The 21,479-nt window shown below is 64.0% G+C and carries 23 protein-coding genes and 1 tRNA gene; 14 read left to right on the top strand and 10 right to left on the bottom strand.

The window, feature by feature from the left end; all coding sequences use genetic code 11:
- Window positions 1–4 precede the first annotated feature (4 nt).
- From AB4Z43_RS21780 to AB4Z43_RS21790, 3 genes are all read left to right on the top strand, one after another.
- On the top strand, window positions 5–1,516 hold the full coding sequence (locus tag AB4Z43_RS21780; RefSeq protein ID WP_441938922.1) for an ABC transporter ATP-binding protein: 1,512 nt from the start codon (window positions 5–7) through the stop codon (window positions 1,514–1,516).
- A 309-nt stretch (window positions 1,517–1,825) separates the two neighbouring features.
- Window positions 1,826–2,881: an ABC transporter permease gene (locus AB4Z43_RS21785; protein WP_441938923.1), complete on the top strand. Its 1,056-nt coding sequence runs from the start codon at window positions 1,826–1,828 to the stop codon at window positions 2,879–2,881.
- Window positions 2,878–3,822 (top strand): ABC transporter permease, encoded by a 945-nt coding sequence (locus AB4Z43_RS21790; RefSeq protein WP_019861928.1) that lies wholly within the window; start codon window positions 2,878–2,880, stop codon window positions 3,820–3,822. The genes AB4Z43_RS21785 and AB4Z43_RS21790 overlap by 4 nt, the downstream gene beginning before the upstream one ends.
- A gap of 192 nt (window positions 3,823–4,014) precedes the next feature.
- On the opposite strand, the gene AB4Z43_RS21795 is transcribed toward AB4Z43_RS21790, so the two are convergent.
- The gene (locus tag AB4Z43_RS21795) at window positions 4,015–4,782 is read right to left on the bottom strand and encodes an SDR family NAD(P)-dependent oxidoreductase (protein ID WP_019861926.1); all 768 of its coding nucleotides are present in this window, start codon (window positions 4,780–4,782) and stop codon (window positions 4,015–4,017) included.
- 290 nt (window positions 4,783–5,072) lie between these two features.
- On the opposite strand from AB4Z43_RS21795, the gene AB4Z43_RS21800 reads away from it, so the two are divergent.
- Entirely contained in the window at window positions 5,073–5,228 is a 156-nt protein-coding gene (locus AB4Z43_RS21800; protein WP_441938924.1) for a hypothetical protein, read from the top strand.
- A gap of 137 nt (window positions 5,229–5,365) precedes the next feature.
- Window positions 5,366–6,307, top strand: coding sequence for an LLM class flavin-dependent oxidoreductase (locus AB4Z43_RS21805; RefSeq protein WP_069093213.1), 942 nt, complete (start codon window positions 5,366–5,368; stop codon window positions 6,305–6,307).
- A 2-nt stretch (window positions 6,308–6,309) separates the two neighbouring features.
- Here AB4Z43_RS21805 and AB4Z43_RS21810 read toward each other — a convergent pair whose 3' ends face one another.
- Window positions 6,310–6,993 (bottom strand): cysteine hydrolase family protein, encoded by a 684-nt coding sequence (locus AB4Z43_RS21810; protein ID WP_441938925.1) that lies wholly within the window; start codon window positions 6,991–6,993, stop codon window positions 6,310–6,312.
- A gap of 231 nt (window positions 6,994–7,224) precedes the next feature.
- Here AB4Z43_RS21810 and exbB point away from each other — a divergent pair, with 231 nt between their 5' ends.
- The 3 genes from exbB to AB4Z43_RS21825 are packed head-to-tail and all read left to right on the top strand — an operon-like array spanning window position 7,225 to window position 9,396.
- Complete coding sequence (gene exbB, locus AB4Z43_RS21815; protein WP_202361324.1) at window positions 7,225–7,974, top strand: tonB-system energizer ExbB; 750 nt, start codon at window positions 7,225–7,227, stop codon at window positions 7,972–7,974.
- Window positions 7,975–7,981: 7 nt separating this feature from the next.
- Complete coding sequence (gene exbD, locus AB4Z43_RS21820; protein WP_038650413.1) at window positions 7,982–8,449, top strand: TonB system transport protein ExbD; 468 nt, start codon at window positions 7,982–7,984, stop codon at window positions 8,447–8,449.
- Complete coding sequence (locus AB4Z43_RS21825; protein WP_441938926.1) at window positions 8,446–9,396, top strand: TonB family protein; 951 nt, start codon at window positions 8,446–8,448, stop codon at window positions 9,394–9,396. The genes exbD and AB4Z43_RS21825 overlap by 4 nt, the downstream gene beginning before the upstream one ends.
- A gap of 45 nt (window positions 9,397–9,441) precedes the next feature.
- On the opposite strand, the gene AB4Z43_RS21830 is transcribed toward AB4Z43_RS21825, so the two are convergent.
- From AB4Z43_RS21830 to AB4Z43_RS21850, 5 genes are all read right to left on the bottom strand, one after another.
- On the bottom strand, window positions 9,442–9,762 hold the full coding sequence (locus tag AB4Z43_RS21830) for a hypothetical protein (RefSeq protein ID WP_441938927.1): 321 nt from the start codon (window positions 9,760–9,762) through the stop codon (window positions 9,442–9,444).
- Between the two features lie 106 nt (window positions 9,763–9,868).
- Entirely contained in the window at window positions 9,869–10,114 is a 246-nt protein-coding gene (locus AB4Z43_RS21835; RefSeq protein ID WP_019861913.1) for a hypothetical protein, read from the bottom strand.
- Between the two features lie 66 nt (window positions 10,115–10,180).
- A complete protein-coding gene (locus AB4Z43_RS21840) occupies window positions 10,181–11,239 on the bottom strand; it encodes a SagB/ThcOx family dehydrogenase (protein WP_441938928.1) in 1,059 nt (352 codons plus the stop codon).
- A gap of 411 nt (window positions 11,240–11,650) precedes the next feature.
- A complete protein-coding gene (locus AB4Z43_RS21845; RefSeq protein ID WP_019861910.1) occupies window positions 11,651–12,400 on the bottom strand; it encodes a helix-turn-helix domain-containing protein in 750 nt (249 codons plus the stop codon).
- Window positions 12,401–12,728: 328 nt separating this feature from the next.
- A tRNA-Ala gene (locus tag AB4Z43_RS21850) sits at window positions 12,729–12,804 on the bottom strand.
- Between the two features lie 147 nt (window positions 12,805–12,951).
- On the opposite strand from AB4Z43_RS21850, the gene AB4Z43_RS21855 reads away from it, so the two are divergent.
- Both AB4Z43_RS21855 and AB4Z43_RS21860 read left to right on the top strand, forming a co-directional pair.
- Window positions 12,952–13,242: a YggT family protein gene (locus AB4Z43_RS21855; protein WP_027047523.1), complete on the top strand. Its 291-nt coding sequence runs from the start codon at window positions 12,952–12,954 to the stop codon at window positions 13,240–13,242.
- 13 nt (window positions 13,243–13,255) lie between these two features.
- The gene (locus AB4Z43_RS21860) at window positions 13,256–13,567 is read left to right on the top strand and encodes a DUF167 domain-containing protein (protein WP_019861908.1); all 312 of its coding nucleotides are present in this window, start codon (window positions 13,256–13,258) and stop codon (window positions 13,565–13,567) included.
- A 201-nt stretch (window positions 13,568–13,768) separates the two neighbouring features.
- On the opposite strand, the gene AB4Z43_RS21865 is transcribed toward AB4Z43_RS21860, so the two are convergent.
- Genes AB4Z43_RS21865 through AB4Z43_RS21875 form a run of 3 tightly spaced genes read right to left on the bottom strand, consistent with a single transcriptional unit; the run spans window position 13,769 to window position 16,533 of the window.
- Complete coding sequence (locus AB4Z43_RS21865) at window positions 13,769–14,650, bottom strand: MurR/RpiR family transcriptional regulator (protein WP_019861906.1); 882 nt, start codon at window positions 14,648–14,650, stop codon at window positions 13,769–13,771.
- A gap of 42 nt (window positions 14,651–14,692) precedes the next feature.
- Window positions 14,693–15,760 (bottom strand): ABC transporter ATP-binding protein, encoded by a 1,068-nt coding sequence (locus AB4Z43_RS21870; RefSeq protein WP_027047522.1) that lies wholly within the window; start codon window positions 15,758–15,760, stop codon window positions 14,693–14,695.
- 2 nt (window positions 15,761–15,762) lie between these two features.
- Window positions 15,763–16,533, bottom strand: a complete 771-nt coding sequence (locus AB4Z43_RS21875) for an SDR family oxidoreductase (protein ID WP_441938929.1) — start codon at window positions 16,531–16,533, stop codon at window positions 15,763–15,765.
- A gap of 180 nt (window positions 16,534–16,713) precedes the next feature.
- Here AB4Z43_RS21875 and AB4Z43_RS21880 point away from each other — a divergent pair, with 180 nt between their 5' ends.
- The 4 genes from AB4Z43_RS21880 (at window position 16,714) to AB4Z43_RS21895 (ending at window position 21,296) form a co-directional block, all read left to right on the top strand.
- Window positions 16,714–17,946, top strand: a complete 1,233-nt coding sequence (locus AB4Z43_RS21880; RefSeq protein ID WP_441938930.1) for an ABC transporter substrate-binding protein — start codon at window positions 16,714–16,716, stop codon at window positions 17,944–17,946.
- A gap of 97 nt (window positions 17,947–18,043) precedes the next feature.
- Window positions 18,044–18,913 (top strand): carbohydrate ABC transporter permease, encoded by an 870-nt coding sequence (locus AB4Z43_RS21885; protein ID WP_019861902.1) that lies wholly within the window; start codon window positions 18,044–18,046, stop codon window positions 18,911–18,913.
- Window positions 18,910–19,749 carry a carbohydrate ABC transporter permease gene (locus AB4Z43_RS21890; RefSeq protein ID WP_019861901.1) on the top strand — a complete coding sequence of 280 codons (840 nt, stop codon included), beginning with the start codon at window positions 18,910–18,912 and terminating at the stop codon, window positions 19,747–19,749. Before AB4Z43_RS21885 ends, AB4Z43_RS21890 begins: the two co-directional genes overlap by 4 nt.
- 20 nt (window positions 19,750–19,769) lie before the next feature.
- Window positions 19,770–21,296: a M81 family metallopeptidase gene (locus AB4Z43_RS21895; protein ID WP_441938931.1), complete on the top strand. Its 1,527-nt coding sequence runs from the start codon at window positions 19,770–19,772 to the stop codon at window positions 21,294–21,296.
- The last annotated feature ends 183 nt before the right edge of the window (window positions 21,297–21,479 follow it).

Raw genomic sequence — 21,479 nt, forward strand, 5'->3', positions numbered from 1 at the left:
ACCCTTGTCCGCCCCACTCATCGAAATGCGCGGCATCACCAAGAGCTTCGGCGCCGTCAAGGCGAACGAGGCTGTCGACCTCAGCGTCGCGCCCGGTGAAATCCTCGGCCTGCTGGGCGAGAACGGCGCCGGCAAGACGACGCTGATGAATGTGCTGTTCGGCGCCTACGCGCCGGATGCCGGGGAAATCCTGGTCCAGGGGCAGCCGGTACGGATCACCAGTTCAGCCGATGCGCTGGCCGCCGGCATCGGCATGGTGCATCAGCATTTTCACCTCGCGCCACGGTTGACGGTGCTGGAGAACCTCTTGATCGGCATTCCGGGCAAAGGCGGGCGGATCGACCGCGCCGGCGGGCTGGCGCGGCTGGCCGAAATCGGCCGCCAGCATGGACTGACGCTCGATCCCGACCTGCCGGTCTCGGCGCTGTCGGTCGGCGAACAGCAGCGGCTCGAGATCGTCAAGGCATTGTTTCGCGGCGCGAGGCTTCTGATCCTCGACGAGCCGACGGCGGTGCTGGCGCCGAGCGAGGTCGACGGGCTGTTTTCGGCGCTGCGCTCGATGGCGGCGCAAGGCCTCGGCATCATCTTCATCTCGCACAAGCTCAACGAGGTGCGGGCGCTCACCCATCGCTGCACGGTGCTGCGGCATGGCCGCGTCGCCGGTCGCGTCGACGATCCGGCCAACACGACATCCGCCGCCATGGCGCAGCTGATGTGTGGCCACGAGATCGTGCCGCCGGCCAGGGGGCCATCAACGCCGGGCGAAGCGGTGCTGACGCTCGATGGCATTTCCACCTCGAACCATGCAGGCACGGTGCTGCGCGGTGTGTCGCTTGCCGTCCGCTCCGGCGAAATCCTCGGCATTGCCGGCGTGTCCGGCAATGGCCAGCGGGCGCTGGCGGAGGTGATTTCGGGCGTGCGCGCGCCCGATGCCGGCCGGATGACGATCGCCGGCCAGACGGTCTCGCGGTTCTCGCCGCGCGAGGTGCAGGCGCTCGGCCTCGGCCGCATCCCGGAGGACCGCATGACCACGGGTCTGGTCACCAATCTGCCGCTTGCCGATTCGATGGTGCTGCCACGCATCGGTACCGCCGCGTTCAGCAGCAAAGGCCTGCTCAAGCCGGATGCGATCCGCACCTTCGCCGAAGAACAGATCAAGGCCTACGATATCAGGTGCCCCGGGCCGATGACACGTGCCGGGGCGCTGTCGGGCGGCAATCTGCAGAAGGCGCTGTTGGCGCGCGAACTCGCTTTCGATCCGAAGGTTCTGATCGTCTCGCAGCCGACGCGCGGCCTCGACATTGGGGCGGCCCGCTTCATCCACGAAAAATTCCTCGACATGCGGGCCAAGGGCTGCGGCATCATCGTCATCGGCGAGGATCTGGAAGAACTCCTGGTGCTCTGCGACCGCATCGCGGTGATGTATGAGGGCCGCATCGTCGGTACGCTCGACAGTGCTGATGCGACGATCGCGCGGCTCGGCCTGCTGATGACCGGAGCGGAGGGGAGGGCATAGCATGGATTTTCCGCCGCGGCTCTTCGCACGGACCTCAAAGGATATCGCCCGCTTTTGGCTGACTTTGAATGTCGGCGCCGCCCCTCACCTGCCTGCCGGCATCCTCTCCCCGTATAGAGACGGGGAGAGGGGCGCTCTCATCGCTGCTTTCGCCAACCACCGACGTTGCAAGAAAAGTGCCGAGGTCGCGGGCAGTTCCCTTCTCCCCGTCCCTATACGGGGAGAAGGTGCCGGCAGGGGGATGAGGGGCAGCGCCAACGCCGGATCCGTCGGTTGGGCTGCTGCGCCGAGTGCGGAGGGCCACAGCTGATGTTTCGCCTGGAAGTTCGCACCTCGACGCCGACCTGGTTCAATCTCGCGCTGCCGTTGCTGGCGATCGCGGCAACGCTTGTCCTGTGCAGCGGCCTGATCGCGCTGGCCGGCGCCGGCATTCTGGAATCCTACGGCGTGATGTTCACCGCCTCGCTCGGCGACAGCTACGCCATCACCGAAACGCTAGTGCGCGCCGCACCGATGATCTTCACCGGGCTGGCGGTCGCCGTCGCCTTCCGCGCCAAATTCTGGAACATCGGCGCCGAGGGGCAGTTGCTGGCCGGTGCCGTCGCCAGCTGCTTTGTCGGCGCCATCCCGATGCCGGGAGCGCTCGCCATGCTGTTGATGGCAATCGCCGGCGCCGCCGCCGGTGCGGCCGTCGCGCTGGTGCCCGCGACGCTGCGGGTCAAATTCAAGGTCGACGATGTCGTCAGCTCGCTGTTGCTCAACTCGGTCATCTACTACGCGCTGATGGCGCTGATCGAAGGACCGTGGAAGGACAGTTTCAGCGGCTATCCGATCTCGCCGCCGATCGAGGATTCGGCCAATTTCCCAGTGCTGATCGAAGGCACGCGGCTGCATCTGGGCGTCATCGTGGCGCTGATCGCAGCACCGCTGATCTGGTTCCTCATCGCGCACACGACGCTTGGTTTCCGCATCAGGGTCACCGGCGAGAACCCGGAAGCCGCCCGCTATGGCGGCATCCATGTCGAGCGGGTGCTGCTCTCGACCGCGTTGCTGTCCGGCGCGCTGGCGGGGCTCGCCGGCGTCGGCGAAGTCGGCGGCGTGCATTTCCAGGTGATGAGCGACATCTCGCCGGGCTACGGCTATTCCGGCATCGTCGTTGCCATGTTGGCGCGGCTCAATCCGCTGGGCGTCGTGCCAGCGGCGATCTTCCTCGCCGCCGTGATGACCGGCGCCGAGGCGATGTCGCGCGCGACAGGCGTGCCGGCCTTCCTGAGCGACGTCATCCAGGGCACTGCCTTGCTGGCCATGCTGGTGGCGCTGCTGTTTACCGCCTATCGCATCCGCCGCGTTGGAGTCGCCACATGAGCGTGGTGCTGGAACAGATCTTCCAGGTCGGCTTCCTGGCCGCCATCATCCGCATCGCCACGCCTTTGGCTTTCGCCACGCTCGGCGAAATGTTCTCCGAGCGGGCCGGCGTGCTCAATCTCGGCATCGAAGGCATCATGCTGCTCTGCGCCATGACCGGCTTCACCGCCACCAGCCTCAGTGGCAGCCTGTGGCTCGGCGTCCTGGTGGCAGTGCTGACCGGCATGCTCATGGGCGCGCTGCATGCGCTGTTCACCGTGATGCTGGGCCTCAGCCAGCATGTCTGCGGCATTGGCGTGACTTTGTTCTCGTCGGGCCTTGCCTATTTCCTCTACCGGCTGATCTTCGGCCAGCAATCGGTGCCGCCTGCCATCAAGGGTTTTCAGACGCTGCCCATCCCGGTTCTGTCGGACATTCCGGTGCTCGGACCGGCGGTGTTCAACCAGTTCGCACTGGTCTACATGGCGATCGTTGCCATACCGCTCGCCGCCTTCGTGCTTTACCGCACACCCTGGGGCCTGTCGGTCCGCATGGTCGGCGAGAACCCGCGCGCAGCGGACTCCGCTGGCGTCAGCGTCATTGCCACGCGCTTCCAGGCCGTCATCCTCGGCGGCGCGCTGATGGGGCTGGCCGGCGCCTTCCTGTCGATGGCGCAGTTCAACGCCTTCACCTTCGGCGTCGTGTCAGGGCGCGGCTGGGTGGCGATCGCGCTGGTGGTGTTCGGCCGCTGGGACCCGTGGCGTTCGGCGGGCGCGGCACTGCTGTTTGCCTTCGTCGATGCGTTGCAACTGCGCATGCAGGCCAGCGGATTGGGGCATATCCCCTACGAAGCGTTCCTGATGCTGCCGTTCATCTTCACCATCGTCGCCATGGCTGTGATGTCGCGAAATGCGGTGGCGCCCTCGGCGTTGTTGAAGCCGTTTCGCAGGGAAGAGCGTTAGCAAGGCTTGGGTTCCTCGCCCCCGCAAAAGCGGGGAGAGGTGGCCGCGAAGCGGTCAGAGAGGGGGCCTGCGACGCTGGTGAATTGTTTACGAGTCCAAGGAAAGTCGCGCCATTCCCCCTCTCCGTCTCGGCTTCGCCGAGCCACCTCTCCCCCACTCGCGTGGGGCCGAGGAACCTAGATTCTAAAAGCCTCACATCGCCGTAAAACCATTGTCCACGAACAGATGCGCGCCGTTGACGAAGCTGGACTCGTCGCTGGCCAAATACAGTGCGGCCTTCGCCACCTCCTCCGGCTCACCGATGCGCCCCTGCTGCGCCGCCAGCGCCGCATCCGAAACATCGACGCCGAGCTTGCCGAGGTCGGCGACCTCGCGCAGGCCGTGCGGCGTCCTGATAAAGCCGGGGCAGACGGCATTGCAGCGGATGTTGCGGTCGCGGAACTCCACCGCGATGGCGCGCGCGAACATGTGGCAGGCGCCCTTGGTGGTGTCGTAGAGCACCTCCATCGGTGTGGCCGCTACCGCCGAGATCGACGAGGTGCAGACGATGGAGCCGCCGCCCGCCGCGATCATGCCGGGCAGCACGGCACGCGTCATCAGGAACATCGAACGCACATTGACGGCATGCAGCCAGTCCCATTCCTGCACGGTCGTCTCCAGGAACGGCTTTATCACGATGGTGCCGGCGTGATTGAACAGCACCGTAACCGGCCCGAGTTTTTCGGTCGCGCCCTTCACCGCCGCCTGAACCTGCGCCTCGTCGGACACGTCGGCGACAAAATGCTCGGCGACATGGCCGCGCGCACGGATCGCCGCTGCCGTTGCGGCCGCTGCCTCGCCGTTGCGATCGATGATCGCGACCTTGGCGCCTTCGGCCGCGAACAACTCAGAAGCCGCGCCGCCCATTCCCGTCGCGCCGCCCGAAATGATGGCAACCTTGCCGGTTAGTCTTTCGCCCATTTTTGTTCCCCTGTTCGACCCAGCTCGCATTTGTTTGTCGCGCGATGCTACCGCGCCCGCACAAGGCGGCCAATGGACGAATTGGGTGCAGCGCGAACAAGGCCATAGGTCCATTCGGACGCGTCCAGAGCAAGGCTCATGCCTGCCGATCAATCGCGCGGGCAAGCGATCCCAGCAACTCACGACCAACTTAACCCCTGGGGAGAGAAAAATATTCTGCCTACAGCCCAAAAATAGCAATCGACAAAGTCTACAAGTTTTATAGATTAACCGGCGAGACGGAGGTCGATATGTCCTATATCCAGAACGCTCAGACTGGCAGCACCGGCCAGAGGCTGGCCAATGCCCAGACCTTTCGCCCGGCCTATGCCGGAGCTTTCGCCTATCTCGTCTTTGCCCTTGCGTTTGTGTTCACCGGGGCCGTCGTTCTGGGCCTTATTCCCTAGGGCACCGGATCGACAGGGTCCAGCCGCCCCGCTGTATCAGGCAATCGGAGTTGAATGAACCGGATCCCGGTGCGTTTGCGGGCGGCCGCGATTCGAATTTCAGCGCATCCATGATTCCAGCGATGGAGGAGATGACAATGCCGATCGAATTCACCCATGTCCCCGGCAAGACCGCCGACGCCGCCATTCCGTTTTTCTATGATTTTGCCGAGACGGCGACCAAGCTCGGACTGATCGAGGATGGCGGCTTTCAGAAGATCGTCGTCGACGATTCGGCCGGGCTGCTGACCAATATGGATCTTGCCGCTCAGGTGCTCGACCGCACCGCCTCGCTCGAGGTCGTGCTGACCCACTGGGCAGGTGTCGTCGAGCCGACCGTGGCGGCGCGCCAATTGGCATCGATGGATCGAAAAAGCGGCGGTCGGCTGGCGCTCCGGATGATCAGCGAGCCGTTGAACGATGACGATGCCGAGTCGCGGCCGGCCGGGCATGGCGTCATCTGGCAGCGCATCGACGAATATCTCGTGCTTTTGAAACGGCTGTGGTCGAACGACCGGCCCTTCGATCATGAAGGCGCCTTCTACAGCATCAAGGGCGGCTACGTGCCGCGCAAAGGGCCGCACGGCGCCGACCTGACCATCCGCATGGGCGGGCAATCGGGAACGGCGCTGAAAGTGGCCGGCCGGCATGCCGATGTCTTCGAACTGGCGCCGGGCTCGATCGACGATGTCAGGCAGTTGATGGAGCGGGTGCGTGGCGCTGCCGCCGAACATGGCCGGGCCGGCAAGCTGCGCTTCGCGCTTCCGGTGCGGATCCACCAGGGCGCTTCCGCCACCGGCCACAAGGCAGTCGACCTGTCCGGACCGCCCGCCCAGGTCGCGTTGTCGCTGCTGGCCTATGCCGGGCTCGGGATCGATGAGTTCATGATCGTCGGCGTCGACACGCCGCGCGAGATCGCGACGGCCGGCCGGGAAACGATCGCGCTGCTGCGCAACTCGCTGGCGCGCCGCGAACATGATGTTTTCCAGCCGGGGGCCTACGCGCCTCGCACGGGGCTGGAGACGCTTGCAGCAGGGTGACGTCAATCGTCTGCGTGATGCCTGTCGCCAAGCCGCGACAGGCCATCGATGACGGCGGCTGAATCGGCCAGGACGCCGAACACGCCGTCCTCGACCGTCACCATGTGAAGCGCCGCCTCGTGAGCTCTCTGGTCGCCACTGGCGCAGGCATCGGAGATCGTCAGGCACTGAAGGTTGCGGTCGCAGGCCTCGCGCAGCGTGGTGTGCACGCAGACGTCGGTCGTGCAGCCGGAAAACATCAGGTGCGAGATGCCTTGCGCGCGCAGCACAAGCTCGAAATCCGTATAGGTGAAGGCGCTGTTGCAGGTCTTGTCGACGATGATGTCCTGCGGCGCGACATCGATCTCCGGAACGATCTGGAACCCCGCGCCCGAGCGCAGCAAGACGTCGGTGCCGTCGAGACCGGAGCGCTTGCGGCGCCATTTCTCATAGGGCGTCATGTCGGCCATGTCGGCGCGATAGCCCTGCCTGGTGTGGATGACCGTGACGCCGGCTTTGCGCGCGGCTGATATCAGCCGGTTCACCGTGGGCAGGATCGCCCGCAGCGGCGAAGGGTCATATCCTTTTCTGGCAAAATAGCCCGTGGTCGACAGGAAATCCTGCTGCAGGTCGATGACGACAAGTGCCGTGTTTTTGGCCACCAGCCTGCCGTCATACGGGAAGTCGAAGGGCGTTGCCTTGATCATCCGAGGGTGTCTCCTTGCCTATCGCGAGAGCCATCCTGACTGGAGAAGCTCAAGTCGTCCACTCAGGCCGCGGCTCTGACGCGAAGAAGCAGGATGTTGCGGGCATCGCGCTGCCGCTGGCGAACGTCATAGGCTGTCCCGGCGAATTGTTGACTGTTGCAGTCATCTTCAATGTTGACTTGCATATTCATGTTTTATAATCAACCCAGACATCGGACTGCCGAGGCCAGAATGGGAAATCGGCGACCGCGTTGGAGAAAGCCAATGGAGCTGAACCTGCCGCACGATCTGTCGCCATGGGGCATGTTCATGGCCGCCGACATCATCGTGAAGGCGGTGATGATCGGATTGGCCTTCGCTTCTTTAGTCACCTGGACGATATGGCTGGCCAAATCGTTGGAGATTCTTGGCGGCAAACTGCGTATCCGCCGCGCCGTCCGCGCGATCGGTGATGCCGCGACGCTGAAGCAGGCGAGCCGCGCGCTCGACCGCAGTGGCGGCCCCGGCACGCTTCTGGTCAAGGCAGCGGAAGAAGAGACCGCGCTCTCGGCCGGCGCGCTCGACCATGCCGGCGGCGACGGGCTGAAGGAAAGGGTCGCCTCGCGCCTGTCGCGCATCGAGGCGGCGGCGTCGCGGCGCATGTCGCGCGGCACAGGCGTGCTGGCGACGATCGGGTCAACGGCGCCCTTCGTCGGCCTGTTCGGCACCGTCTGGGGCATCATGAACGCCTTCATCGGCATTTCGCAGGCGCAGACCACCAATCTGGCAGTGGTCGCGCCGGGCATCGCCGAAGCGCTGCTAGCCACGGCGATGGGCCTCGTCGCGGCAATTCCGGCAGTGGTGATCTACAATGTCTTCGCCCGCTCGATAGCCGGCTACCGGCAGATCCTCGCCGACGCCTCGGCGGGCGTCGAGAGGCTGGTCAGCCGCGACCTGGACTTCCGCACGGTCGCGCCGGCGACGGCGCCGACGGCGGAGTAGCGACGCCATGGGAAGCAGAATTCGCCAGACCCTGGACGACGATCTCGAGGAGAGCCACGAGATCAACGTCACGCCCTTCATCGACGTCATCCTGGTGCTGCTGATCATCTTCATGGTCGCCGCCCCGCTGGCGACGGTGGACGTCAATGTCGACCTGCCGGGCTCGACGGCGACGCCCGCGCCGCGACCCGAAACGCCGTTGTTCCTGACCTTGAAGGATGATCTTACGCTGGCTATCGACAACGACAGCGTGCCGCGCCCGGCCTTCGCGGCCACGTTGGACAGCAGGACCAGAGGCGACAAGCAGACGCGCATCTTCCTGCGCGCCGACAAGGCGGTCGCCTATGGCGACCTGATGGAGACCATGAACCTGCTGCGCGGCGCCGGCTATCTGAAGATCGCGCTGGTCGGCCTGGAGACGGCGCCCGCGACCAATGCGCCGGCACCCGCTCCCGCGGGAACGGCCGCGCCATGACGCAGGCGGCGACCTCGCCCACGACTTACCTGTCGGGCTTCGGCTGGCGCGATCTTGGCTTGTGGACGGGTGCGGCGGTGCTGGTGCTTGGCGCCCATGTCGCAGTCGCCTATGCGGTGCAGAGCTTCAGTCCGATCGAGACGGATGGCGGGCCGCTGCGGGCTCCGATGATCGAAATGGTGCCGATGACGGTGATGCCGGCCGTGCCCGAACAGGCGGCGATGCTTGAAGCAGCGATGCCCGACCAGGCCGAACCAGTCGAGGAGGCCGAGAGGGTCGCCGAAGCCGAGCCCGAGAAGATGACCGAACAGACCGAGCCGACAGCCGAGCAACCGGAAATGGCGCCGCCCGACGAGACCGAGCTGACCACGACAGCCGAGCCCGAACCGGCCGATCAGCCGCCGTCGGACGAGGTCATTCCCGATGTCGTCGAGGCCGTCACGCCCGAGGTCGTCGTTCCGTTGCCGCAGCCGAAGCCGGTCGAAGAAGCCAAGGAAAAGAAGCTGGTCCAGGCCAAGGCGAAAAACCCGGCTGAGAAACCCAAGCCGCGGCCAAGGAAGGAAAAGGCCGAGCCGGCAAGGACGGTTGCCACCGCAAGCGCGCAGACAAGGCCGGCGGCAAGGGCGGCCGCGCCGAAAGCGGCGGCAGGGTTCTCGGGCATAAGCCCGGCCAAGTGGGAATCCCGGCTGGCGGCATGGATCAATCGGCACAAGCGTTATCCAAGTGCTGCGAAATCCAGGGGAGCGCAGGGCAATGTGAACGTGGCCTTCGCGGTGGACGCATCCGGCAGGGTGGTGTCGGCGCGCGTGGCGCGTTCTTCGGGCGATCCCGACCTCGACCGCGCCGCGCTCGCCGTGCTGCAGGGCGCAACGGTGCCGGCACCGCCGCCGGAGCTCGGTTCCCGCGTCAGCCGCACGGCGCCGTTCGTGTTCAATTTACGGGACTAGAGCAGAGGCCCGACCCGTGCTGTCCGATCTTTGTGAGGACCGCAGTCAATGGCTCATCGACTGGCACAGCGCTTCGACCTGATCCAGGTAGAAGCGGCATTTCGTGCGCAGTGTCCTGAGGTTCGGATCGTCGGCGCCGTTGATCTCGATGGTCTGCATCATGAAGTCGAAATGGGCGTGGAAGGCGTCCGCCGCGCCCCACAGGCTGTCTGCCTGCCAGGTGTCGGCCATCGCCAGGGAAATCAGTTGCCCGGCCTCGGCGCGTGCGGCATCCGGCGATGCCGGCCGACTGGCGATCAGGGTCTGGAGCCGGCCGAAGATGCTGTTCCTGGCGTCGGCGCTCCTGATGGGTGCGATCATGTTCATTGGCGGGTCCCCCTCGAATCTCTATGCATGAAGTCCATTTGCGGGCCGCGGGCGATCAAGGCGGGGATCGCAGCGCCGGCGCGCACACGGCTGCGTGTTGCATCCGCTACGCTCTCCTTTGCTGAGCGTGGTTGTCCTTCGGCTTGGTATGCATCGGGTTGCCGCTGAGCTGCGCATGCCTTGCCGGCTGCGCGCCGCGCAGGACGTCGAAGGCCTCGGCATAGGCCATGCCGAGCAGGTAGGAGATCATGGGAAAACGGCTTGCTTCGGCCATCTGCACGAGCTCATTGCTCATTGTCGCGATATATTGAAGGCTATCGATCTCTGACTGACGTAGGGACTGATTGGCCACGTGCTTCTCCTGTCATCGGATGGAACTCAGGGAACGCGTATTGGCTACACGGACATACTAAGACGGCTAATTAACGGACTGACCCACCGAATGCGGGTTTGGTTCCGGGGTCGAAAGGGTCAACGCATAGATGGGTGCATCGGTGAGACGGTCGAGGCCGAGAAGACGCTTGATCGCCGAATGGCTGAGCGCTGCCGTGGGGCAGGCCGACAGACCATGCCTGGTCGCCGCCAGCATCATGTTCTGGCCGATATGGCCCGCCTCGATCAGCACGACGCGGTAGGCGTTGGCATCCTCATATTTCCACATGGTGCGGTCGAGCCTGGCGCAAAGCAGGATCAGGCAAGGCATGGCATCAGCCCATTCCTGACCGCCGACCAGTTCGGAAATCTTCGGCAGATGGTTGGCCGAGATCCTGCCGAGGTCGTGATCGGCGGCGGAATAGTGGTAGACGCCGGGCTCCAGGCCCTCGACGCCAAGCGCAACCACATAGGCCTCATAAGGGTTGCGTGCGCCGCCCGAAGGGGTCATGCCCAGCGGCAGGGGGCCGACGCAGTTGCTGGTCTCGCCGGTAATGCCCATGCCCGCGAACAGGCAGTCGGAAAGCTGCCGCGCGGTGATGGTGGGGGCGGCCGCGGTGCGGTTGGTGCGGCGCCGCGCCATCACGGTCAGGAGTTCGTTGTCGTCGAGCGCGTTCGGCAGCCGAATGGCGCCGGCGGCATTCTTGAGCATGAGGTCGGGCTGCGCGACATGGCCGGCGCGTTCGATCTGGCGGGCCTCGGCCTGTTCAATGGTCATGAACTCCGAGTCCTGGACGCAGAAGTGCATCAGCGCGGTCGGGATGCCCCAGTTCCACTGTCCGGAGAATCTTGTTTCCTGTTCGGCCAGCGGTGAGCCGGCGGTGACCAGGGCGGAAAAATCGAGCAATTGCGGGACGACGGCGCTCAGGTCGGACGTCGACCATCCGTGAGCGCGCGAGATTTCCGCGGGAGAGGCCCATTCGTCCCAGGATGCGAGGAGACCGATCACCTCGGGGCTGCATTCGAAGACGCTTCGGGTCAGGAAATTGCAGGCCGTGACCTTGTTGGTCCCGGGATAGAGGACGAGCGTTTTTGAAGAGCGCATTTTCATGATGCTGAATGCCGTTTTGTGAATGCGAGGCGCCGACAGGCGAACCGCCCATCGGCGCCGAACGGCTCAGCGCTTGTTGTAGTGCATGCCCTGCGAGAAGAAGACGGTCTGCGTGCCCGCGGCGACCGTCAGCTTCGGGGCATTGTTCACTTTCTTGGCCATTTTTGTCCCTTTCCCGACCCCCAATGGGATCTGTTGAAAGACCCCGGCAGCGGGATCCGCGTGAAGAAAGGTAAGGTCGAAAGAGTTAATGGTTTGTTAAAATTGTAGTAAAGGCAGTGTTATCTAAAATATCTTTCTTGGCGATAAAGTCTAAAATATCGATTTTGCTCAGATATGGAGTAGGCAATCGTCACCATACGCTTTTTCGGGATATCCTTATTCTTATTTAGCGTAACCTGGCGACTAAGCCAGTCCGTCCCGGGCGAGGCTGGCGACGAGTTGATCGATGCCGGGATCGTCGAGCCTGACGACATGCGCCATGCGGATCGCATGCCGTGGCCGGATGCCGGACATATCCTGCCGCATGATGACCGATACGAATGCCGGCCCGGCCTCTGTTAGAAGCATGGCCTTGCCCGTCAGCACCGGTTCGGAGATGGGAGCCCACTGCACGGAAATCAGCGACGGTTCGCCGGTCTGACGACGGTTGACGCCGCTGAAATAGATCCAGTTCAGGCGCGAGATGGCCACGCCATAGTGATTGCCGCGCGCCCGCGCCCATGTCGAGCCACGGCGCTCCGACCACCCGGTGACCCTGCGGAATGTGACCAGTTCGGCCTCGCGACGCACGAAGGTCACCGACCGCATCAGGAGGTCGGGACGGGCGGGGATGGAAAAGTAGGTGAAATAGGTACCGCCCGCGATCGACGGGGCGGGAGGGCGGATCATCTGGTTGAACAGACTTTCGGAAATCGGCGGCAGACCGGGAGCCCTGTGCTCGGGGGTACCAGGGTCCTGGTAGAGTTCGGCCTCGTCGATGCGGAAGTAGTCGCAGATCAGCTTGGCGGTGGCTTTGTTTGGAACGGTCTGCCCTTGCAGGTATCGCTCAAACTGCGTGCGGTTGATGCCCAACTCACGGCATACCGCGCTAACGGAGGCATGGTCCTTGCAGAGTCGTCGGAGATTTGCAGCGAGGTTCTCGCGAATGGACACGTCTTTGCTTTCGCAGGCGAATTCTTCATTTCAAACTCGGAATCCCTGTAGCGCCTTCGGTCGCCCCCGCCGAAACGCCTTGTCACAACACACAGAAAAAACCGATTTGAGAACGCCACTCTAATGGGGCGGCTTCCAAAAAAAATAGCGGCGATCCGGCAACGGCCATCGCCATAAGTCCAATTGACAATTGCCTAGCCCCGGAGGTCGCGAAATTGCGTGCGGCTTTCTTTGGGGTGGAATTGGCACGCAGCGCCGCATGACGAGGCATGGGACGACCATTCGCCCTGGCGGCGCGGCGGAAAAAGCAGAAAACCAATTATTCCGCTGGTGGAGCTGAGGAGGATCGAACTCCTGACCTCGTCATTGCGAACGACGCGCTCTCCCAGCTGAGCTACAGCCCCGTCCAACGGATGGCGCATTTATCTGGCACGGCGGATTTCTGTCAAGGCGGGGTTTTGCCGAAAATCCCTGTTGCCTGATGCTTCGGTTGCCGGCCCTTGCCGGTTTGGCGTGCAATGGCTACATGTCGGCAACAATTGGAGACCGGCATGCTCGCCCTCATTCAAACCATCGTCATGGCGCTTGACCTCTACTGGTGGATCATCATCGCCTCGGCGATCTTTTCCTGGCTCTATGCCTTCAACGTCGTCAATTCGCGCAACCAGTTCGTCGGCAGCATCGGCAACATGCTCTACCGGCTGACCGAGCCGGCGCTGCGGCCGATCCGCCGCTTCATGCCGGACCTTGGCGGCATCGACATCTCGCCGATCATCCTGCTCTTGATCCTGTTCTTCGTCAGGCAGTTCATTCTCACCACGGTAGCACCGCTGGTGCTTTGAGCCCGACGATCGCATGAGCGCGCCGTTCCGCATCCGTGAGAACGGCATCGACCTGTTCGTGCGGCTGACACCTAAATCTTCCATGGACAGGTTGGAAGGCGTCGAAACGGCGGCGGACGGGCGAAGCCATTTGAAGGCGCGGGTCCGCGCCGTGCCGGAAAACGGCGCCGCCAATCACGCGCTGGAGAGACTGGTCGCCAAGACGCTGGGCGTGCCGGCATCGGCCGTTTCGGTTGTCGCTGGCGGCACGAGCCGGCTGAAGACTGTGCGCATCGTGGGCGATCCGGAGGCGCTGGCGCAGCGCGTTGAGGCGCTCGGCCCATAGAGCCTAGTTCTGCTAGGCGGTGCCCCCTCATCCGGCCGCTTCGCGGCCACCTTCTCCCCCCAGGGGAGACGAGGAAAGCGCCGGCGGTGGCTACCTCCTCTCCGCTTGGGGAGAGGTCGGATTGCCCTGAATTGTCTTTTGCAATTCGGTTGGCAATCCGGGTGAGGGGCTTCGCCCGGCGCGATCACCCCGGGGACGCCTTCAATCCCCCAATGGCAGCCTTGGATCGTCGACCTTCAGCGTGTTCACGCTCTGCTTGATGCGGCGCAAATTCTCCAGCACTTTCGGACCGCGCGTCTCGGCAACCGATGTCACGATCATGTCGACGATCGCCAGCAGCGCATAGCGTGACGATGTCGGCTTGTAGATGTTGCCGTCCTCGAGCGGCTGCAAATGGATGACCGTGTCGGCGGCCTTGGCCAGCGCCGAATCGGGCGCGGTGATGGCGACCGTGGTGGCGCCATATTGCTGGGCGACCTGCACCGCCTCGATGACCGAGCGCGCATAGCCGGACACCGAAAAAGCGACCAGCGTGGTTTCCGGCGTGGCTACGGCGGCGTACATGCGCTGCAACTGCCCATCGATCTGCGCCAGCACCGGCAGGCCAAGCCGGAACAGCCGATTCTGCATCTCGGTCGCCATCATCGAGGAGATGCCGCCAGAGCCGATGCACAGCACATTGCCTGACGTCGCAAGCCGCTCGGCGACGGCGACCAGCGTCGTCATGTCCAGGTTCTCGCTGGCGCGCTGGATGGCCGAGATCGCCGCTTCGGTGATGGCCGAGGCGATGCGCTGCTCACGCGCGTCGCGACTCAACGGTTCGGGCGACAGATACTGGCCGCCAATGGCGATGGCCTGCGCCAGGTAGAATTTGAAGTCGCGCAGGCCCTCGCAGCCGAGATTGCGGCAAAAGCGCGTCACCGTCGGTTCGCTGACGCCAACGCGCGCGGCAATCTCGGAGATGGCCGCCTTGGAAGCGAAATCGAGATCGGACAGCACAAGGCCGGCCAGCCGGCGATCCGACTTGGTGCCGTCCTGCGACATCAGCTGCAGCCGCGTGATGATGTCGGCCGGCGTCTTCATGTCTGTTGTTTCGTCTTCATGCCGTTGCCCTCGGGGCAGGCCTTATAGCGGCAGGCCCGTCGCCTTGTCGAACAGATGGATGTTGCCGGGATCGACCGAGACCGGCAGCAGGTCACCCGGCTTGACCGGCACCCTGTCGCGGAACACGGCGCGTACCGTATCGGTGCCGATGGCGCCATAGACATGGGTCTCGGAGCCCGTCGGCTCGACGACATCCACCTTGAGCGCCATGGCATCGGCGGCCTCACCGATGATGAAGTGCTCGGGCCGGATGCCGGCCTCCACCGCATTGCCAGCCGGTGCCGCCTTGCCGGCAAGCGCAAGCCGTCCGCCGCCGGCCGATTCGAACCAGCTTTTCTCGGGCGTCGCCTTGAGGGCGCCGGAGACAAAGCTCATCGACGGCGAGCCAAGAAAGCCGGCGACGAACTTGTTGGCCGGCCGGTCATAGAGTTCGAGCGGGGCGCCGACCTGCTGGATCCGGCCGCGGTCCATCACGACGATGCGGTCGGCCATGGTCATGGCTTCGATCTGGTCGTGGGTGACATAAACGATGGTCGATTTCAGCCGCTGGTGCAGCGCCTTGATCTCGGTGCGCATCTGGACGCGCAACTGCGCGTCGAGATTGCTGAGCGGCTCGTCGAACAGGAACACCGAGGGTTCGCGCACGATGGCGCGGCCCATGGCGACACGCTGACGCTGGCCGCCCGAGAGCTGGCGGGGGTAGCGGTCGAGATAGGAGAAGAGGTTGAGCACCCCGGAGGCCTTCTTGACCTTGTCGTCGATGGCGGCGCGGCTCTCGCCACGGATCTTCGGGCCGAAGCCGATATTGTCGGAGGCCTTCAAATGCGGGAACAGCGCATAGGACTGGAACACCATGGCGATGTTGCGCTGCTGCGGCGGCAGATCGTTGGCGCGCGTGCCGCCGATCATGAGGTCGCCGGAACTGATCGTCTCCAGGCCGGCCAGCATGCGCAGCAAGGTCGACTTGCCGCAGCCGGACGGGCCGACCAGCACCACGAACTCGCCGCTCCTGATGTCGAGGTTGATGTCCTCGAGGATCTTGTGCTGGCCAAAGGATTTCGACAGGTTGCGAAACAGGACGTCGGTCATGGTCACGCTCCCAATATGTCGTCGATGAATGGCAGGCAGCCGGCGGTCAGTCCGGCATCCACGGGCATCACCACGCCTGTTACGCCCGATGCGCGGTCCGAGGCAAGGAAAGCCACGGCTTCAGCCACTTCCGCGGCGTTGACGATGCGGCCGAGCGGGTAGAGGCGCTTGAGCTTGCCCAGGATTTCCGGGTCCTTGGCCAGCCGATGGTCCCAGGCGGCGGTGCGGATCGATCCGGGACAGACGACATTGGCGCGCACGCCGCTGCGGCCGAGTTCGACGGCGATCGATTTGGCATAGGCGTTGATGCCGGCCTTGGCCGCGGCGTAGGCCGGATTGCCGAAATGCGCGATGGCGTTGACGGAGGAGATGAAGACGACGCTGCCTGACCCGCGCGCCGCCATTGCCTTGACGATAGGGTCGGCGAAAGTCATCACCCCGGTCAGATTGAGGTCGAGCTCGTGCTCGATCCTGTCGGCATCGAGCGCGGCAATCGTCTCGGCGCGCGTCCAGCCGGCATTGTTGATCAGGATGTCGGGCACGCCGTCAATATCCAGCACGGCGGCGATCCCCGCCTCGATCGAAGCCCGGTCGAGAAGGTTGAAGACATGGCGCGAGGCAAGGTGCGGGCTTGCCAGCGCCTCCTGCGACTGGTCGCAGCCAACCACCCGGGCGCCCCTTCCGGCCAGCAATGCGACGATCGCCGAGCCAAGGCCGCCGCCGGCACCGGTGACGACGACAGTGCGGCCTTCGAATTCGGCTTTCGAAACCACGGCGCTTGCTCCTCCGCAGGTCAGGCAGATGTCGGCAGGCTACCGAAAGGAATGTAATTAAGCAACATGATAATCCGCTTGCATGCCGTGAATTCCTCGATAATGTAGGAAAGTCACATAAATCTTGTGCCTGGTATCGGCACAAGGAGCGCAAATGCGCGGAACAATGGGAGAGATCAGATGAGCCTTGCCAAATGGACTGTCGGCCTGATGGCCGGAATGAGCATGCTGGCCTTCGCGGCGCAGGCGAATGCGGGTGAAGTACGCGTAACCGTCGCCGAATACAGCGCCAAGACCGGTCCGTATTTCGAAGAGGTCAAGAAGGAGTTCGAGGCCAAGAACCCCGGCATCACCATAAAGTTCGAGGTCGTGCCGTGGGATGTGCTGCTGCAGAAGCTGACCACGGACATCACCGCCGGCACCAATGCGGATCTGTCGATCATCGGCACGCGCTGGCTGATCGACTTCGTCCAGCAGGGCGTCGCCGAACCGCTAGACAGCTACATCACGCCAGACTTCAAGGGCCGCTTCATCGACACCTTCCTGTCGCCCTCGATCATGGACGGCAAGACCTACGGCTTGCCGATCGCCGCTTCGGCGCGCGCGATGTATTACAACAAGGAACTGTTCGAGAAAGCCGGCATCGCCAAGCCGCCGGCGACCTGGACCGAGCTGCAGGACGATGCCCGCAAGATCAAGGCGCTTGGATCCGGCGCCTTCGGGTTCGGCCTGCAGGGCAAGGAGATCGAGACCGACGTCTATTACTACTATGCGATGTGGTCGCAAGGCTCGGAAATCCTCAACAAGGACGGCACGTCGGGCCTCGGCACGCCGGGCGCGCTCGAAGCCGCCAAGCTCTACAAGTCGATGATCAACGAGGGGCTGACCGAACCAGGTGTGACCTCCAACAACCGGGAGGACGTGCAGAACCTGTTCAAGCAGGGCAAGGTCGGCATGATGATCACCGCGCCCTTCCTGTCCAACCAGATCAAGGACGAGGCGCCGAAGCTCAAATACGGCGTCGCCGCCATTCCGGCCGGCCCGACCGGGGCGCGTGGTACCTATGGCGTCACCGATTCCATGATCATGTTCAAGAACTCCAAGAACAAGGATGAGGCCTGGAAGCTGATGGACTTCCTGTTCACCACGGAACAGCGCGCCAAGTTCACGCAAGGCGAAGGCTTCCTGCCGGTGAACAAGGAAGAGGCCAAGATGGATTATTACGTCAACAACGCCGATCTGGCCGCCTTCACCGCGCTGCTGCCCGACGCCCGCTTCGCGCCGGTCATCCCGGGCTGGGAAGAGGTTGCCCAGATCACTTCGGATGCCATGCAGAAGATCTATCTCGGCGGCGACCCGGAGGCAGGCTTGAAGGACGCGGCGGCGAAGGCCAACGCGGTGCTGAAGAAATAGGGCGTATCTCCCTGCGCCCCGTGGCGCGCCCCAGACTCAGGCGGGGCGCGCCACATCTTGCAGATGCGAATTTTGGATTCGCCAGCCAGGCCAGCCGATGCAAAATCGTTTCCTGCCCTATCTCCTGACCTTGCCCAGCCTGTTCCTGGCGGCGGTCGTCATCTTCTGGCCGGTCTGGGACCTGATCCAGATATCGACGCATGACGTCAATCGCTTCGGCCAGTTGCGCGAGTTCAGCGGCCTTGCCAATTTCGCGTCGCTTGCCGCCGATCCCGATTTCGTCGCGGCACTCTGGCGCACCGGTGTGTGGACCGTGCTGGTGGTCGGCGGCGCGCTGCTTTTGTCGGTGCCGGTGGCGATGATCCTCAACACCGATTTCTATGGCCGCGGCCTTGCCCGCGTCATCATCATGCTGCCCTGGGCGGTGTCGCTGACCATGACCGCGGTGGTCTGGCGCTGGGCGCTCAGCGGCGAAAGCGGCATGCTGAATTCGGCGCTGCTTGGCCTTGGCCTGATCGACCACAACATCCAGTGGCTGGCCAGCGCCGAGACGGCGTTCCCGATGCAGGTGCTGATCGGCATATTGGTGACGGTGCCGTTCACCACGACGATCTTCCTCGGCGGCCTGTCGTCGATCCCGGACGATCTCTACGAGGCGGCGGCGCTCGAGGGCGCCACACCGCTGCAGCAGTTCCGCGAGATCACCTTTCCGCTGCTGAAGCCGTTCATCAACATCGCCATCGTGCTAAACACCATCTACGTCTTCAACTCCTTCCCGATCATCTGGGTGATGACACAGGGCGGGCCGGCCAACTCGACCGACATCCTGGTCACCCACCTCTACAAGCTCGCCTTCCGGATCGGCAAACTGGGCGAGGCCTCGGCGGTGTCGCTGGTCATGTTCGCCATATTGCTGGTCTTCACCATGATCTATGTGCGGTTGGCGATGCGGGAGCACCGCGCATGACAAACAAGCTCATGACGAGCAAGCTCAAACGCACCGTCATCGCCTGGCTGCTTTTGGCGCCGCTGATCGTGGTGACGATCTTTCCCTTCGCGGTGATGTTCCTCACCGCGGTCAAGCCGCGCCAAGAGGTGCTGTCGCCGACATGGTGGCCAAGCGAGTTCCGCTGGTCGAATTTTGCCGACATGTGGGTAGCGACCGGCTTCGGCCAGGCGCTGGCCAATTCGCTCTATGTCTCGGTCATCGCCACGGTCGGCGCCATCCTCATCTCCGTTCCCGCGGCCTACGCGATGTCGCGCTTTCGCTTTGCCGGCTACGGCGCCTTCCGCCAGTTCCTGCTGATCTCGCAGATGATCTCGCCGATCGTGCTGGTGCTCGGCCTATTCCGGCTGATGGCCGCCTGGGGGCTCGTCGAATCGACGACGGCGCTCGGCTTCATCTACATGGCCTTCAACGTCGCCTTCACCGTCTGGATGCTGCAGAGCTATTTCGACACCATTCCGCGCGACCTCGAAGAGGCCGCCTGGATGGAAGGCGCCGGCCGCTGGCTGACCCTGCGCAAAGTGTTCCTGCCGCTCTGCCTGCCGGCCATCGCGGTCACCGCCATCTTCACCTTCATCAATGCCTGGAACGAGTTCGTCGTGGCGCTGACCATGCTGCGCAGCCAGGAGAGCTACACCCTGCCGATCCAGGTCTTTTCTCTCGTCGCCGGTCGCTACACGATCGAGTGGCATCACGTCATGGCGGCGACACTGCTGGCGACATTGCCGGTAGCGATCCTGTTCATCTGGCTGCAGCGCTACCTCGTCCGGGGCCTGGCGCTCGGGGCCGTCAAATAGCCTGATATCGCGGAGTTTATATGCGCATCTTCACCGCCTCGCTGGCGACGGAAACCAACACCTTTTCGCCGGTGCCGACAGACCGGGCCTCGTTCGAGATGGCCTTCTATGCCGGACCGGGCAAGCATCCGAAAACGCCGACGCTGTGCTCTTCGCCGATCGTCGCCTTGCGCCGGCGCGCGGCCAAGGAAGGGCTGACCGTGATCGAAGGCACCGCGACCTGGGCCGAGCCCGGCGGCCTGGTGCAGCGGCAGACCTTCGAGGCGCTGCGCGAAGAGATCCTCGACCAGTTGAAGGCGGCACTGCCGGTCGACGCGGTCATTCTCGGGTTGCACGGCGCCATGGTGGCGCAAGGCTATGACGATTGCGAAGGCGACCTGCTGGAACGTGTGCGCGGGATTGTCGGGCCTGACGTGGTGATCGCCTCGGAATTCGATCCGCACAGCCACCTGACGCCTAAGCGCGTGGCGGCGTCCGATATCATGGCCTATTTCCTCGAATTCCCTCACACCGATTTCTACGAGCGCGGCGAACATGTTGTCGAGCTTGGGCTGGCGGCCGCGCGCGGCGAGATCAAGCCTGTCATCTCGACGTTCGACTGCAGGATGATCCAGGTGCTGCCGACCAGCCGCGAGCCGATGCGCTCCTTCGTCGACCGCATCAAGGCGTTGCACGGCAAGGACGGCGTGCTGTCGGTTTCCGTCATCCACGGCTTCATGGCCGCCGACGTGCCGGAAATGGGCACGCGCATCCTAGTCGTCACGGACAATGACAAGGCCAGGGGCGACGCGCTGGCGGAGAGGCTGGGACGCGAGCTCTACGAACTGCGCGAAAAGACGGCGATGACGATGCTCGATACCGCCGACGGTATCGACCGGGCGCTGGCGGTGCGTGCAGAGAACCCCGGCAAGCCGGTGGTCATCGCCGACATCTGGGACAATCCCGGCGGCGGCGTTCCCGGCGACGGCACCTTCGTGCTGCGCCAGATGCTGGGGTGTGGCCTCGACAAATTCGGCGTGGCGACGATCTGGGACCCGATCGCGGTGACCTTCTGCCTGGCGGCCGGCGAGGGCGCGGTCATCGACCTGCGTTTCGGCGGCAAGGCCGGGCCGCAGGCGGGTGAGCCGATCGACGCCCGCGTCAAGGTGCTGAAGGCCGTTGCCGAGGGCTGGCAGAGTTTCGGGCCGAGCCGGGTGACGCTCGGGCCGACCGCGCTGGTGCGCATCGAAGGCACCGAGGTCGACATCATCCTCAACACCAACCGCACGCAAACTTTCGAGCCGGACATTTTCTCCAATATCGGCGTCGATCCGCTGGCCAAGGATATGCTGCTGATCAAGTCGACCAATCATTTCTACGCCGGCTTCGAGCCGATCGCCGCGGAGATCATCTACGTCACGGCGCCGAGTTCATATCCCAGCAATCCGGCGGTGACGGATTACAAGAAGCTGAGGCGGCCGGTGTGGCCTAGGGTGGCCGATCCGTGGAGGGATGAGGCTCCCCCTTCTCCCTTTGTGGGAGAAGGTGTCGCCGAAGGCGACGGATGAGGGGTGTTCCAGCGGAGTGAGGCGTTAGCGTTCCCTGGAACACCCCTTGTATCTGCACGGAGGAGACTTTGTGCGATGGAAGCGACTGAGCCTCGAACCGGACGGCCATCCGATTCGAGGCTTGGCGAAGTCGCCCGACACCCCTGCGGCTACAACCGTGGATGAGCCTGGGATCTTCGTCTT

Origin of the sequence: Mesorhizobium sp. 2RAF45 (assembly GCF_052115225.1) — a bacterium.
GTDB lineage: Bacteria > Pseudomonadota > Alphaproteobacteria > Rhizobiales > Rhizobiaceae > Mesorhizobium > Mesorhizobium jarvisii.